We start from the raw sequence: 13,326 nt of genomic DNA, 5'->3' as shown, positions 1-13,326 counted from the left end.
TCTCCACCAACTCCTCAAAACACAAAGTTTATATAACATGAGCTAAAGGCTTATCACCCTGTCCATTTTGAGCTATTATTCACGTTTGAAGCATTGCCGGGAGTTGCCTGCTAAAATATATCAAAGAAAAAACGAGTGATGAGGAAGGCTATATGCTTCTTTCACACTCGTTGCTGGTTCGCATGAACAACCGCAAAGGCATTCAAGGAATCTCTATTTGGTTATTTTCCAAACAAGTTGATAATTCGTTCTTTAACCTCCGCTTGATGAAAGGTCTTCTCATGCATGATAAGCTCTTGTTCTACGATTTTGGGAAGCTGTTCCCGGAGTGGAGCAACCAAATGATCCTTTAGCGTGATTAAAGAAAATCTGGGTTTCTCGGCTAGCTGCCGGGCAAGATCCATTACATAGCCCATCACTTCTTTGCGGGGCAGGGTCGGAAATGGAACTCCCCGTTTCTCCAGTTCAACGCCTCGATAATTGCCCCCATTTAACAATAGTTCTTCTCCCAAGCTGAACCCAAGTTTTTTAGGAATGATATACGTGGCACCCATTCCCGGTGTGAATCCGTATCTCATAAAATTAGTTGTGTACACACTTTCCTTGCTTAGGACTACAAAATCAGCAAATAGCCCCATTACAAAGCCACCGCCCACCGCATGTCCCTGCATGGCAGCTATCACTGGAACTTTACAGCCCAATGCAAGAGAGTAAATATTTTCATCGGTAAACTTCGAGATTCCTTCATGTAAAGCCAACAGTCCCTCTTGCGTCCCACCCGTGGCAAAGTAATTATCGTATCCTGTTAGAATTACGACTTTGCAGGTTGAATCTTCTTGGATCGTCTTGAACGCTTGTCTTAGTCCATGGGTCATTTCAAGCGTAAATGTATTTTTATGAACTCTATCTTGCATTTTCACTTGAATAATACCTCGTTCGATTTCAAGTAATTCAACCACGGATTGTGACATTATGATCTTCTTCCCTCCTACATCCCCATCTTGTGGCGTACGTCATCAGTCCATCCAAGGAAATTGCCCCGTTTCAACGTACCGGAAAATCCCTTTAAGATTTTGAGAATCTGAAAACACCTCTTGATTGGACGCCAACGCTAGTGGTTTACATTGACGCAAATCGTTGAGTTCATCCATAAAGCGCTTGTAGCGTAAGATCCCCTTCTTGGTCAATCGTCTGAGGCGTAATAAATGTTTGCGTAGCACCATCTCGCTCTGAGCATCGTACGCATCAACCAATCCCCATACATGGGCCTGTTGAACCGAAACGGGCTGCGTCATTAGTGTTAAATAATGCGCTTTTTGGAATCCAATCCTGCGGACTAAAAAAGGTAGAACGCAAGCAGGAAAAAGTCCGAATAGCAATTCTGACAAGCTGAACTGTGCCGTCTCGTCAGCTATCACAATATCGCTGGCAGCAATAAATCCGACGCCACCAGCGTTTGCTTTTCCTCGCACATGAGAAATCGTGATATAAGGCCCAGTTGCTAGTTTTAACCACAGATCATACATAGGTTCTGGACTCATTGCATGTTCTTGTCCACTTTCCACTTTTTCACGCATTCCCTCAAAATCCGCCCCAAAACAGAACACCTCTGGCAGACCCTCCAAAACTACGATCGTAACCGACTCCTCACACAGCGCTAGCACATGCAAGCACTCCTCGATGAGGGTATTATTAATCGTATTGTTTGCCTCCGGTCGGTAAAACCGAATATAACAAATCGATTCTTGAAAGCGAACCTGAATCGTTTGATAACTCATGATTCCCACCTGTATTTACGGTGGAATTCATAGATTTCTTCCAAATACAACCGCTGTCTCCCTTTCCCGGAAGCTATGACCCCCGGAATCAATTGAAAATCCAGCTTGGCGTTGCGGGTTCCAAATCGTACGGCGCCACTGCCTTTTAGCAGGGATTCATATTCATCCATAGATAACTGATAGCGATCATTCAAATTACGCTCAATTTCAAATCGCCGTAGATGTTCCTGGCTTTGCGGCATAACAACCCCGCTATAAAATTCAGAGCAGCAGCCTGACCCGTAGGAAAAACAGCCGATTCGCTTTGGAGCATCGAATGTACCCTGATCAATCGTACCTGCCAAGGAGAGGTACAAAGTTGCCCCCATAATATTTCCGACCCGTTGGCAATACGCTAATCCAGGCTTAACACGTTGTAAATAATCTGCCTCAATCTCATTTGGTTTGGATTGAGTCAACCTTCGCATCATCGTGCGATGCGCTCCTTTTACCATTCCGCCAAAAGGAGTATGAAAGGCAAGATACTGAAAGGTATCTTTATAATCCACTCCTTTCACCCGTTTTTGATATTCCAAAAACGCTTGCTCGCAACAATCCAGATAGGACATTAAAGACAAGTCTGCATCCCCAGCCTCGCTATCTGGAATCGGCCGACAAGTATCCATCACCTCATAGCCGTAATATCCATTAGCGCCTGCATCGATTTGAAAAACATGAGGATTTTCACTAATGAGCATTGCCACGGCCCCTGCGCCTCCACTGGGCTCAGCATAAGACCAATCCTCACTCAAGACATCCCCGCCTTCAGCAGCAATAAATCGTGAAATATCACTGGCAATTACAAGCGCTTTTGCTCCTGGAGAGACCTGAGAAAGAATAAAATTCACCGCCATTTGGAGTCCTGCAGTACCGGAATAGCAGGCTTGCTTGAGCTCAAATAATCTGCAATTCCGATTCAACCCCAAATAGTGGTGAATATATGTACTGATTGATTTCCCAAAATCAATACCTGATTCTGTACAGGTGATAAGCATTTCAATTCGGTTTTTTTCCGCTTCTGAAAGAGCGTCCACCAGCGGTTTTGCCGCATTTACTCCAAAGGTAACTGGATCTTCATAAGGCAGGGCAACCGCCTTTTCTTTCATTAATAAATTTTCGAACCTTGCAGGATCCAATTGCCTGTGTTGGGCTAATTGCATAACATCCAGATAGGCAGAGCCACCAAAAACGTTCATTGCCTCAATTCCCACGACAACCATAATCGTCCCCCTCTCTCAAATACGCGACTCACATTTTTGCATACAAATGGCAGTATTGATTCCACCAAATCCCATGCTCAGATTCATGGTATTGTGAATAATTGCTGGTACAGACTCATTCTTCACCCAATTGCAGTCCAAATGGATAGGCTCCTCCAAATTACGGGTAGGGTGAAGTCTCGACTCTTTCATTTGTAAAAGAGTAGCCACAATTTCAACCGTTCCTGCCGCGCTCAAGCCATGACCGATAATGGATTTGGTTGCATTGATATAGGCATGTGACAATTTACAATCCTGTAGTGCCTTTATTTCTATCTCGTCTCCAACGATCGAGCCTGTCCCATGGGGATTAATATAATCAATCTCTTCCGGTAGCAGCTTTGCTTTCTCCAAAGCTCTTCTAATCACTCGGGCTTCGCCTTCGTAAGAGGGATTGGGATTCCGGTTTCGATCCATTCCCATATCCCATCCTGCAAGTTTGGCATAAGGTTTCTCCCGACGCCTCACAGCAGAATCGGCCCGTTCTATGACTACAACCCCGCAAGATTCCCCATAGATGAACCCGTCCCGCGACTGATCAAATGGTCGACACGCCATTGCAGGTTCATCGGCATATCGGTCGCTTCCCATCGCTCCCAAGGACCGCAATGCCTGGCATTCCATATACGAAATATCCATCAATGCCCCCATTGCAATACAAACATCAACACGATCTGCTTGAATGGCCTCAATTGCTTGAATGATTGCAACTTGTCCACTCGCGGATGCACCACCGACGGTATAAGCTAACCCCTGAATGCCGAACTGTTCGGTACATAGTCCGCACAAATCAGTATCCATAAAGGAAACCCCATAGGTCGGCGGTACAAAGCACATTTTTTCCCGGTAGGCCTCATAGGTCTGAAATAGCTCCCGTTGCTGAAAATTGGAGCCTCCAACCACCAGTCCAATACGGCTAGGATCAACGTTATCCAATTGGGCATCATTCCAGGCTTCTTGAAGGGTTACCATGGCCACCTGCCCCGAAAATGATGCTGTACGTAACATTCGTTTGGATAATGCCTTCGGATAAGACAAGGGTGGCAGCTCCGCACCTATAAATGAAGCTTCGCCTCTTCTGCCAGGGCGCTGCATGACGCCAAATGCATGCTGCCCTTTGAACAACGCCGAGGCAAAAGCAGCCTTCCCCTGCCCAATCGCCGAAGTCACACCAATCCCCGTAACGACTAACTCAGATTTTTCATAATTTTTCATAATTTCGCATAAAGTGCATCTGTCAATTCCCCTATATTTTTCACGCCAGACAATTCGACACGCGGAATATTAAGAGATAATGTTTCCATCGTCTTGTTTACAATTTCGGCCCGATCTACTGAATCTGCACCCAAATCCACCAATCGATCGCTATACTCGAACGTGTGATCTTGTAATTCAGGAAGCACTTCACAAATACAACGTTTAACAATATCGAATACTTCTTCCTTATGCATGGGTATCCTCCTAAAAAATAAATGATTTAAAACTCAACAAACCTGGTATTCAGTAAGCATGACCTACAAACGGATTTCGATGAAAAATTGTATTGAATTTCTCATAAATCCGAGAAGTATTCATACTCCATTCCGTCTTCCTTGGTGCTACAATCGTGCAGATATAGTCACCTAACCGGTAAGACTGGGCAGCATATTGTGGAAAATGTGAAAATGTACTTTGGAAGTATCCATCCACCAATCTGGTCTCATTCATTTCAAGTACATGCAGCGATGTTGTAAAACCTGTGCGCAATATTTTCGACAGGGCCTCCTTCACTGTCCAAAAAACCGTCAATAAAGCTGAGTACTCCCCTACTCCCCGCACGACAGAGATTCTTTCCTTTTCTTCCGTCGTCAGTTGGCTTTCAATTGTCTTATTTCGCTTAGAATCAATCCTCTCAATATCAATGCCCATGGGATGCGCTTCGGGAAAAACAACAGCCGCTCCGATATAGTCGCAATGGGCAATGCTCACCTGGTAACTGTGGACACCATTGATTCGAAGCATGGGCTGGCCAAAGACACCTGTCTCCACACTTACGTTGCGCAGGTTTGGCTCGCTTAACAGCACCGAAACTGCTTGTTTCGCACTTAGCCTGCCAAGCACAAAGTTGGATTTCCGCCGATGGAATACCAAACTCTCGAAGTAACTACACTCATCCGAATGGAAAACTTCCCGATCAAGGGGAGCGTCTGCGTTATAATCTGCATGGACAAAACTGAGGGCCGCCTTCATCACAGCATCTTCCCGCTTCAATATTAGTTGTTCTGCATACGAGGCTACGCATATCCCCCCTAGTAAACTACTAACTTAGCAGTCCAAATCAAAAAAGGCCTTCAAATCCCTTAAGGGTTCTGAAAGCTTCCTCATGGAGTATGAACTCGTCATAAGTTCTCCACTTTAAACCTTACTTATAATTTCCAACGCTACCCTCACTAACCTAATATCACCCATAAATTCCAACTGAATGACCGCTTGTCGTTTATGTCTATCTATTTTCTTGACTATACTCCCCCTTCCTTTAAGTGGGCCATCTAGGATACGTATATTGTCTCCTTCAATAATTCCAGTTGATGATTCTATACAATAGCTATCATTGCATAGACTTTCTAACATTTGTTTCTCCGAATCTCTCATTGAAGCTTCAAACTTCGAGTATCTCAATAAACGAATGATATCACTAGAAGTGCAAATCATTGAATTTGTACTGGTTACGAACTGCAAGTCAGGTAAATTCGACTCAATAAATACATAGCTTGGGAACAAAGGAGCCCATTCTTTCTTTACTATTCCTGCTACTTTAAAAAGTCTCTCTTGGAGAGGTATAAAGGGTTTGTAGACTTCAGAATCCAACCACTCATTAATAAGCTGCTTGACCTGTTCTTCCCTACCCGTTCGCACAAAAAACACGTACCAGCTCACTTAACTCATCTCCTATAAAAACGTACTGCCAAATCATCTTCTATAATGTCTACTACCCATATACATAGCTTCGCCCTTTCACTTATCCTACTTGATAAGCTACAATCTCTCACGATATATCCCTTATTAATGGTTAACGTGACCCGCCAGCGATTAACCACAGACAAGTTCCTTTATTTTTCATATAATCATATAATTGGAATAATGTTTTTCCATTATAATCCTCTACTCAAACCCTGTCAATTCACAGTTGATTGGGAACGGCAAGTTCATCATTGGATTCGCAAATCTTTCTGAAAATGGCTCAATTTGAGGTCATTATTATCTTTCGAGTACAGCTTTTATGTTTCTAGCGGCTCATAAAAAAACTGATCTGGGTGTTTTATACTAGTGAACTTGAGCATCTGAGGCATACACAAGCGATAGATCGTTATGTACTATTTTTTATATTCAAATTTTTCTCTCACCATTAGAACTGAACCACATTACAGACTCATTTGAAATCGAACAGTCCCTTTTGGTTCGGACGCATTCTAAATTTAATAAAAGATTCCTTACTCGTAAATTGAAAATAAATATTTTCATCCATGAGGTGATTGAGTGTAAAACCAGGCGCTTTACCAAATGAATGAGCAGGATAAATTTGAATAGAGTCATCAATTTCTCGCTTTATTTTTTGAACGCTATTATATAATTCTACCGGATCTCCTCCATTTGGGTCACAAAAGCCACAACCTTCAATGAAAATTGTATCCCCAGTAAATAAGCGATCTGACAACAGATAGCATACACTTCCCACGGTATGTCCGGGGGTCAAAAGACTTTTGATTTCCGTTTCACCAACCTTGATTGAATCCTTGTCTTTAATTGAATGTAAATTTCTACATCTAAAATTATAAAAATCGATTTCGTTTATTGACATGAATACTTGCGGGTTATATTTTTCTAGGAGTGGATTTACCAAATTAATATGATCCCAATGTGAGTGAGTTAATAGTATCGCTTTGAGATCGCCATTCAATTGTTGAAGATAGGATTCTACTTTCAATAAATCCCATGATGGGTCAACAATAGCTATGTCTCTTGTTTTCTCATCCATTACAAAATATACATAGTTAATGAAATTCATAAAACAAACTCTTAACTGTTCCATATGATAAGTCAGATTCATATCAGCTTCACTGAACCACCTTCCCAATGATTAATTAAAAACAACAACATTCTGTTTGAAGGATTTATACCTCTTCATTTTTGGAGATAATTTACACTCAATTATAAAGCCCCCATTTCGTGGTACCTACGATTATAACCATTGATGCAATAGAAAGGCTCCGACTCTCTGTTACAAGATCGCTTAATCTTGCCAAAACAAAAAACGCCTCTCCGTATGTTAACGGTGAGACGTTTTTTGTTGATCCTGCGTACCTGCTGAATGCTCCACTGCAGCTACAAGATCTCTCATTATTTTCGTTCATTTAACTTTGATGTGTCCATGGTAATTCAAGAATGCCGAGGACCGGGATCGAACCGGTACGGTAGTCACCTACCGCAGGATTTTAAGTCCTGTGCGTCTGCCAATTCCGCCACCCCGGCATAAATTTAGGAACGCTAATCTTTACACTTACTTGTCTTACAAGTATCTGAGAAACATGCATCTGATTAAGAAGTGTTCTCGTTATGTAAATGTCGTTCAATTGGGCACCAACATATAATACGATAATTTTATCGAATTGTAAAGTGTTTTTTAAAAAAAATAATAATTTTCTCTTTTTGTATAACTTGTGCACATTTGAATTACACTAATAAACGTCTTTCCAAACTACCAGAAGGGGTGTTACGAATGCGTGAAGGTATGATTCCAGCTGTTCTTGGAACGGTAGTATCGGCTTCAGGCGCTGTGTTGCTGAGCAGTAAGTACAAACTTGCAGCTACAGGCATTCTCGGTTTCGGACTGGCTCATGTTGTTCTGGGAGCGATTGATCTGATTGAGCATCGCTAGTTGTTTGGGAAGTGCCGGGCGGGATTTACTTCCTCCCGGTTTTATTTTTATCAACGTTTAGTCTGGAGCACAAGCGTTTATGTAAAGTATAGAAGCTGAATGTACCTAATAAAAGGAGCTGTGATGTACTATGAGAGATAATAACTCTGAAAAAAATCGTAATGACGATCAAATCGAACATAAACAATCCCTCGACAAGCGCGAGCCAGGATTTAATCGCATTCCTGACACCGATGCAGATACACCTGCTGCTACCGATATGATTGATGAAGCCATAGGTCGCGGGATAGACAAGTTACGTAACGATTTCACAAAATAAAGCATGGGTAATAGGACACAGGTTTGTGAGCAGCCCTTAATTTTATTTGTTTTGATATGTACAGTGATTTCGTAAAATCACTTAAAGATCAGCATAATCCAGCCAATGATCGATATCCACAGCACGATGCTGATTAAGAGTCCACACATGATACCAAAAGAGAAATTACCTTCATTCTTCGGCATAGTACTGCCAAATTTCAATCTAAGCTTCATTTGATTCCAGTTCATAGAACCCCCTCCTTAAGTTCTATTTCGGAATATGAAGCTTATTTTTTTAGACCTATAGTCATGTTTTCGAAAATAAAAAAGGGTTTTTCGTCCTATCACCCTGATCGCGGAAACAGGATTACTGCTATACCGACCAAACAAATCAATCCACCAATGAAATCGTACAAGTCGGGTGTCTTTTTATCAATCCACCAGCCCCATGCGATGGAAAGAACAATAAAGACACCTCCGTATGCTGCATATACACGCCCAAAGGAGGAAAAAACCTGAAAGGTAGCGATGATTCCATACACAGCCAAAATTACTCCGCCGCAAAGTCCGACATACCATGTCTTCCCTTCACGCAGCCACTGCCAAATCAAATATCCTCCTCCAATTTCAGCGATGCCAGCCAATATAAAAAGTAAAGCTGCCTTTAACACCATTTCACATCCCTAATTCTTCAAATTCTTTTCGTTTTTTTGGATATCTCAATTAGAGCACTCGAGCTAAAATGATAATCAATGCAATCACGCCAACTAGAATCAGCAGGTTGCTGACCTGACGCCATAAGCTAGGCACTCCCTCGGAGTGAAGCTTCCGCTGATTGGCATCAAAGTTCGCTTTGGCTCCTTCAGCATCTGCTGATCTAGAGAATGGTCTGTTTTCTTCATTCATAAGAGTACCTCCTTTTCAATCCACTTTAATCATACCAAACTTTTCCGTCGATTTCGCGGTGCTTTTATGCATATACTTACCACATATTTCTGATTGCATCTTCATATATATGAAGTGCATATCCATATGTCAATATTTCGCTGAATATAAAGTATGATGTCGAATCAAGGTAGAGTGGGTATTTAGACGTCTTTCATTGCAGGACGGTAGTTATGGTATAATTTAGTCAACTTGTTCAAGATCGTAACCAGCGCTCAATTGTTTACTGCAATTGTAATTAAATTCACATCCAAGAATCCACATCCCGGTTACAACCTGCATATTCTGTTTGTAAACCCAGGAGGAGGATACCGATGTCCCCAATCTTTATAGCAAGTTTAATGATAATGGGCATATTTTTATTTCAGGCAGCCATCGTTTTCGGCATCATACATTGGATTTCAAAACGCACCCAACGTCCAGCACAAACCAAAATGTATCTTGCAATGGGTTTGCTCGTTGTAATTTTAGGCTTCCTTGTATGGGACAACTGGATACACTCACAGGAATTCAATGGATGGGCCACGATTAGTCTGCTGGTGATTATTATTAGTGCCTATATACAGCTTAGAAAGCAAAAAGAAAAATACTAATCCCATTACCATGCATCAAAGGAGGAGCGCCATGAAATCTCACTCAACACGCTTTTGGTTACAGAGGGTGCTACTGCTAATGCTTGTTTTACTCTTCAGCGGCTCTCAGCAATCATTCATTGTTGCCGATGCCGCCCCGCCAATTAATGTTCAGGCCTCTGCCAAAGCCAAGCAATTACTTGCCTACCTATCTAATGTACCGGATGATATGCTAATTTCCGGGCAGCATGATTACTTAGAGGCACCGGATGAACAAAATAACAAGCTACAACAAATCAGCGGACAATACGCAGGACTTCACGGCTATGAGTTTGGAGGATTAGCTAATCAGTCCCGTACGGCCCTACAAGAGCAACGTCAGCATGTTGTGAATAGTGCTATCCAATGGAGTCAGGACGGCGGAATCGTAGCTATTACCTTCCATCAGGCGCTACCGGGCACACCCAAAACGTGGAAAAATGTACAAGCAAAAATAACTCAAGCTGAATTTAATCGTTACATCACGCCGGGTACCCCGCAATATAAACAACTGATCGCCGATCTGGATGAGGTGGCTCTGTCCCTTAAGACTTTACGAGACGCGGATGTACCTGTTTTATGGAGACCCTATCATGAGATGAACGGCAACTGGTTTTGGTGGGGGAACAAGCAAAATTACGCTAAGTTGTGGAATCTAATGTATGATCGGTTCACTCATGTCCATCATCTGGATAACCTGTTGTGGGTGTGGAGTCCCAATGCCCCAAACGCATATAGCACTCCCTATAATCTGTCCTTCCCAGGTATTAACCGGGTAGATATTCTTGCAGTTGATATCTATAATAATGATTATAAATCCTCCTATTACACTGAATTGCTAAAGCTTGCGCAGGGCAAGCCTATGGGAATCGGAGAAAGTGATATTCTGCCGAGTGCGAAGGTGCTGCAAAACCAGCCAGCCTGGGCCTATGCCATGACATGGGGAAAGGAGCTGTCTGCAACCAATTCACAAGCAGCAATCAGACATTTTATGAACCAAAATAATATCATCACACGAGACCTTCTTCATGAGTCCCTCCGCTGAAAGAAAAAAGCTTCCACTTCGCTCTAAGAGCAAAGTGGAAGCTTTTTTTATACTAAATCCAAATAAAGCTCTCTAACTATTTCTGATAACCTCTTCTAGATCAATATCGGCATACGCCTCTTCACCAAGATGTACGGATACAATGGTGTAGATCCGCTTGGACAGTCTAGACATCAGCCGATCACCCGGTGCTACAGAATATTCTTCCCGATAATCTCCAATTTTGTGAAAACCGCTGGACATATGGATGTACAAGTTACCCCTACGTGTTCTACCATGCACCAACATCAAATCTCCTCCTGCGTGTAACCAACCTAATTTCCCTGTTACATGTATATCGGTCAGAACAAGATAGGATATAAGTCCCTGGTACCCTTCTTTTGTTTCACAAGTTAGTGCACGTAAACGAAACGGGTCTGCCAGTGATGTGACAGACCCGTTTTTGTAAACCCATTTTCGTGATTTAGGAAGAAACTATTCTTGATAGGATTCTGCTATTGCATTCGCTGCAATGATTGCATTGTACACGTCAGCAGGACTAACCGGGAACGGCATGTTGACCATTGTATCATTCGATGCACAAGCAGCTTCAGCCACTTGGCGCCATTCAGCCTCAACAAATTCCTCTACACCCAAGTCACGAAGCGTCAACGGAAGGCCTACATCCTTCACCAGTTTAATCACGGTTTCCAGTTCCTCTTTCGGTGCATTTTCCAGCACTAGCTGGGTTAACAAACCGAATGTAACTTTCTCACCATGCTGTGCTTTATGGAGCGAAGGAACAGCCGTCATGCCATTATGAATGGCGTGTGCTGCTGCCAACCCACCTGATTCTGCACCAACACCGCTCAGATAAATGGTAGCTTCAATCGTATCCTCAACCGCACGAGTATATACTTTACGATCCACAGCACGTTTGGCCTTCACAGCATTTTCCAGCAACGTATCATAACAAAGACGAGCAAGTCCCAGTCCTGTAGTGGAAGGCTTGTTCAGAACCAGGTTATCCCCATTGGCCTGATAGCAGGCACGAGCTTCAAAATAAGTGGCCAGTGCATCACCGATTCCAGCTGCAAAGAAACGTGCAGGCGCTGCTGCCAGGATGCCTGTATCCGCCAGTACAACGTCTGGATTAGTAGGCAGGAACAGATATTCATCAAAAGAGCCATCTTTTTTGTATATAACCGCAAGCGCGGTACAAGGAGCATCTGTAGAAGCAATCGTTGGGAAAATAACAACAGGCAGCTTTTCATAATAAGCCGTTGCCTTGGCGGTATCCAATGTTTTTCCCCCGCCAATCCCTATGATAATGTTCGAACCATGTTTACGCACCAATTCGCGGTTACGATCAATCTCTTCTTTTGTACATTCATATTGAAATTTCTCGAAGACCACCTGGTTACCAGCTGCTTCAATCGAAGCACCTGCCTCCTTTTGGGCCCTTTCAAGTATGAACTCATCACAAATGACAAAGGCTTTATCGCCATAATCCTTAATATAGTCATTTAACGACGAGAGTAGATTTTGTCCAGAAATAAATTTCTTGGGTGAAGTAACGGACCTTACAACGTTTGCCATGTAAATTCCTCCTCAGCTTTGACTCATACTCAAATTAATAATGATTTGGGCATGTGACCCCTTAACTATAAACCTCTTTTCACATTATTAAAAGGCTTATTATGGAATATTTTATGAACAAATTGTGTATCTATTATATTTGAACAGTCGAGCTCCATTCAGAATACAGGATACCCATCATGATACGATCATAACTGTTACCATCACGAAGAACAGCGGAACGAACTCTACCCTCAAGCTGGAACCCCGCCTTCTCATAAGTTCGGATCGCTTGTGTATTGTACTCAATCACATCCAAGCCAACCCGATTCAAATTGAGCTCATAAAACGCATAACGAAGAATGAGCCGTACCGCTTCTGCCCCAAAGCCCTTGCCGCGGTAGTCCGTATTACCTATACCTATTGCCAGCTGTCCGCAGCGATTATTCCACTCAATCCCGTGGATAGCAACAAATCCGATCAAGACATCATCTGCCAATGTTCTTAATCGAAAATAGACCTCGTTAGAGCGGGGAGATCCTTCTGACTCCATCTGTTTCAACGTGTAGGGGAGCGCCAAATCCGTATCTACATTTCGCAGATACTTCGCATCCTCACCCCATTTGAACATCACTTCGGCATCTTCTTCCCTGACTGCGGCCAATTTTATTCGTTCCCCATAAAATAAATTTTCGATCTTAATGACTCTTCAGCTCCTATTATGAATTGTGTGCCATGTTTTCCGTCATAATTGTCATGCTATCCGATGTCCGCAATATAAGCTCTCCCTTTTAATTCAATGTTTAAATTTTACAAAATAATCAAACATAGCACAACCAAATCATTACAATTGTCATTGTGTGACACACAAAAAAGA

The 13,326-nt window shown here is 42.5% G+C and carries 18 protein-coding genes and 1 tRNA gene; 4 read left to right on the top strand and 15 right to left on the bottom strand.

The window, feature by feature from the left end; translation table 11 throughout:
- Positions 1-221: 221 nt before the first annotated feature.
- The 9 genes from NLX73_RS02755 to NLX73_RS02715 all read right to left on the bottom strand — a co-directional run bounded on the left by NLX73_RS02755 (position 222) and on the right by NLX73_RS02715 (position 7,585).
- Positions 222-971, bottom strand: coding sequence for a polyketide synthase (locus tag NLX73_RS02755; protein ID WP_013310979.1), 750 nt, complete (start codon positions 969-971; stop codon positions 222-224).
- Positions 972-1,016: 45 nt separating this feature from the next.
- Complete coding sequence (locus NLX73_RS02750) at positions 1,017-1,778, bottom strand: enoyl-CoA hydratase/isomerase (protein WP_061828470.1); 762 nt, start codon at positions 1,776-1,778, stop codon at positions 1,017-1,019.
- The gene (locus NLX73_RS02745) at positions 1,775-3,037 is read right to left on the bottom strand and encodes a hydroxymethylglutaryl-CoA synthase family protein (RefSeq protein WP_069289930.1); all 1,263 of its coding nucleotides are present in this window, start codon (positions 3,035-3,037) and stop codon (positions 1,775-1,777) included. Before NLX73_RS02745 ends, NLX73_RS02750 begins: the two co-directional genes overlap by 4 nt.
- A 15-nt stretch (positions 3,038-3,052) precedes the next feature.
- A complete protein-coding gene (locus NLX73_RS02740) occupies positions 3,053-4,291 on the bottom strand; it encodes a beta-ketoacyl synthase N-terminal-like domain-containing protein (RefSeq protein ID WP_254325303.1) in 1,239 nt (412 codons plus the stop codon).
- Positions 4,288-4,527: an acyl carrier protein gene (locus NLX73_RS02735; RefSeq protein ID WP_254325302.1), complete on the bottom strand. Its 240-nt coding sequence runs from the start codon at positions 4,525-4,527 to the stop codon at positions 4,288-4,290. The genes NLX73_RS02740 and NLX73_RS02735 overlap by 4 nt, the downstream gene beginning before the upstream one ends.
- 49 nt (positions 4,528-4,576) lie before the next feature.
- Positions 4,577-5,305: a 4'-phosphopantetheinyl transferase family protein gene (locus NLX73_RS02730; protein WP_254325686.1), complete on the bottom strand. Its 729-nt coding sequence runs from the start codon at positions 5,303-5,305 to the stop codon at positions 4,577-4,579.
- A gap of 165 nt (positions 5,306-5,470) precedes the next feature.
- Positions 5,471-5,992, bottom strand: a complete 522-nt coding sequence (gene loaP / locus NLX73_RS02725; RefSeq protein WP_061828474.1) for an antiterminator LoaP — start codon at positions 5,990-5,992, stop codon at positions 5,471-5,473.
- Between the two features lie 493 nt (positions 5,993-6,485).
- Positions 6,486-7,163 carry an MBL fold metallo-hydrolase gene (locus NLX73_RS02720; RefSeq protein WP_254325301.1) on the bottom strand — a complete coding sequence of 226 codons (678 nt, stop codon included), beginning with the start codon at positions 7,161-7,163 and terminating at the stop codon, positions 6,486-6,488.
- 336 nt (positions 7,164-7,499) lie between these two features.
- Positions 7,500-7,585, bottom strand: a tRNA-Leu gene (locus NLX73_RS02715).
- Positions 7,586-7,832: 247 nt separating this feature from the next.
- Between NLX73_RS02715 and NLX73_RS02710 the strand changes: the two genes are divergently transcribed.
- Together NLX73_RS02710 and NLX73_RS02705 are read left to right on the top strand one after the other, a co-directional pair.
- Complete coding sequence (locus NLX73_RS02710; protein WP_013311032.1) at positions 7,833-7,991, top strand: hypothetical protein; 159 nt, start codon at positions 7,833-7,835, stop codon at positions 7,989-7,991.
- 130 nt (positions 7,992-8,121) lie between these two features.
- Positions 8,122-8,310: a hypothetical protein gene (locus tag NLX73_RS02705; protein WP_254325300.1), complete on the top strand. Its 189-nt coding sequence runs from the start codon at positions 8,122-8,124 to the stop codon at positions 8,308-8,310.
- Between the two features lie 77 nt (positions 8,311-8,387).
- Here NLX73_RS02705 and NLX73_RS02700 read toward each other — a convergent pair whose 3' ends face one another.
- The 3 genes from NLX73_RS02700 to NLX73_RS02690 form a co-directional block, all read right to left on the bottom strand.
- Positions 8,388-8,540 (bottom strand): hypothetical protein, encoded by a 153-nt coding sequence (locus tag NLX73_RS02700; protein ID WP_165149143.1) that lies wholly within the window; start codon positions 8,538-8,540, stop codon positions 8,388-8,390.
- Positions 8,541-8,635: 95 nt separating this feature from the next.
- The gene (locus tag NLX73_RS02695; RefSeq protein ID WP_023989398.1) at positions 8,636-8,962 is read right to left on the bottom strand and encodes a YnfA family protein; all 327 of its coding nucleotides are present in this window, start codon (positions 8,960-8,962) and stop codon (positions 8,636-8,638) included.
- Positions 8,963-9,014: 52 nt separating this feature from the next.
- Positions 9,015-9,197: a hypothetical protein gene (locus NLX73_RS02690; RefSeq protein ID WP_013311035.1), complete on the bottom strand. Its 183-nt coding sequence runs from the start codon at positions 9,195-9,197 to the stop codon at positions 9,015-9,017.
- 353 nt (positions 9,198-9,550) lie between these two features.
- Here NLX73_RS02690 and NLX73_RS02685 point away from each other — a divergent pair, with 353 nt between their 5' ends.
- Together NLX73_RS02685 and NLX73_RS02680 are read left to right on the top strand one after the other, a co-directional pair.
- Entirely contained in the window at positions 9,551-9,829 is a 279-nt protein-coding gene (locus NLX73_RS02685) for a hypothetical protein (RefSeq protein ID WP_069289956.1), read from the top strand.
- A gap of 31 nt (positions 9,830-9,860) precedes the next feature.
- Positions 9,861-10,892, top strand: a complete 1,032-nt coding sequence (locus NLX73_RS02680) for a glycosyl hydrolase (RefSeq protein WP_254325299.1) — start codon at positions 9,861-9,863, stop codon at positions 10,890-10,892.
- A 72-nt stretch (positions 10,893-10,964) separates the two neighbouring features.
- Here the strand turns inward: NLX73_RS02680 and NLX73_RS02675 are convergent, their stop codons facing one another.
- The 3 genes from NLX73_RS02675 to NLX73_RS02665 form a co-directional block, all read right to left on the bottom strand.
- Complete coding sequence (locus NLX73_RS02675) at positions 10,965-11,180, bottom strand: hypothetical protein (RefSeq protein ID WP_165178361.1); 216 nt, start codon at positions 11,178-11,180, stop codon at positions 10,965-10,967.
- 186 nt (positions 11,181-11,366) lie between these two features.
- Positions 11,367-12,470, bottom strand: coding sequence for a glycerol dehydrogenase (locus NLX73_RS02670; protein ID WP_023989402.1), 1,104 nt, complete (start codon positions 12,468-12,470; stop codon positions 11,367-11,369).
- A 133-nt stretch (positions 12,471-12,603) separates the two neighbouring features.
- Positions 12,604-13,152, bottom strand: coding sequence for a GNAT family N-acetyltransferase (locus NLX73_RS02665; protein WP_103049675.1), 549 nt, complete (start codon positions 13,150-13,152; stop codon positions 12,604-12,606).
- Positions 13,153-13,326: the final 174 nt, after the last annotated feature.

This window comes from Paenibacillus sp. CH40 (assembly GCF_024213605.1).
GTDB classification, from domain to species: domain Bacteria; phylum Bacillota; class Bacilli; order Paenibacillales; family Paenibacillaceae; genus Paenibacillus; species Paenibacillus polymyxa_B.
This window is presented reverse-complemented; position numbering and strand designations above follow the sequence as displayed.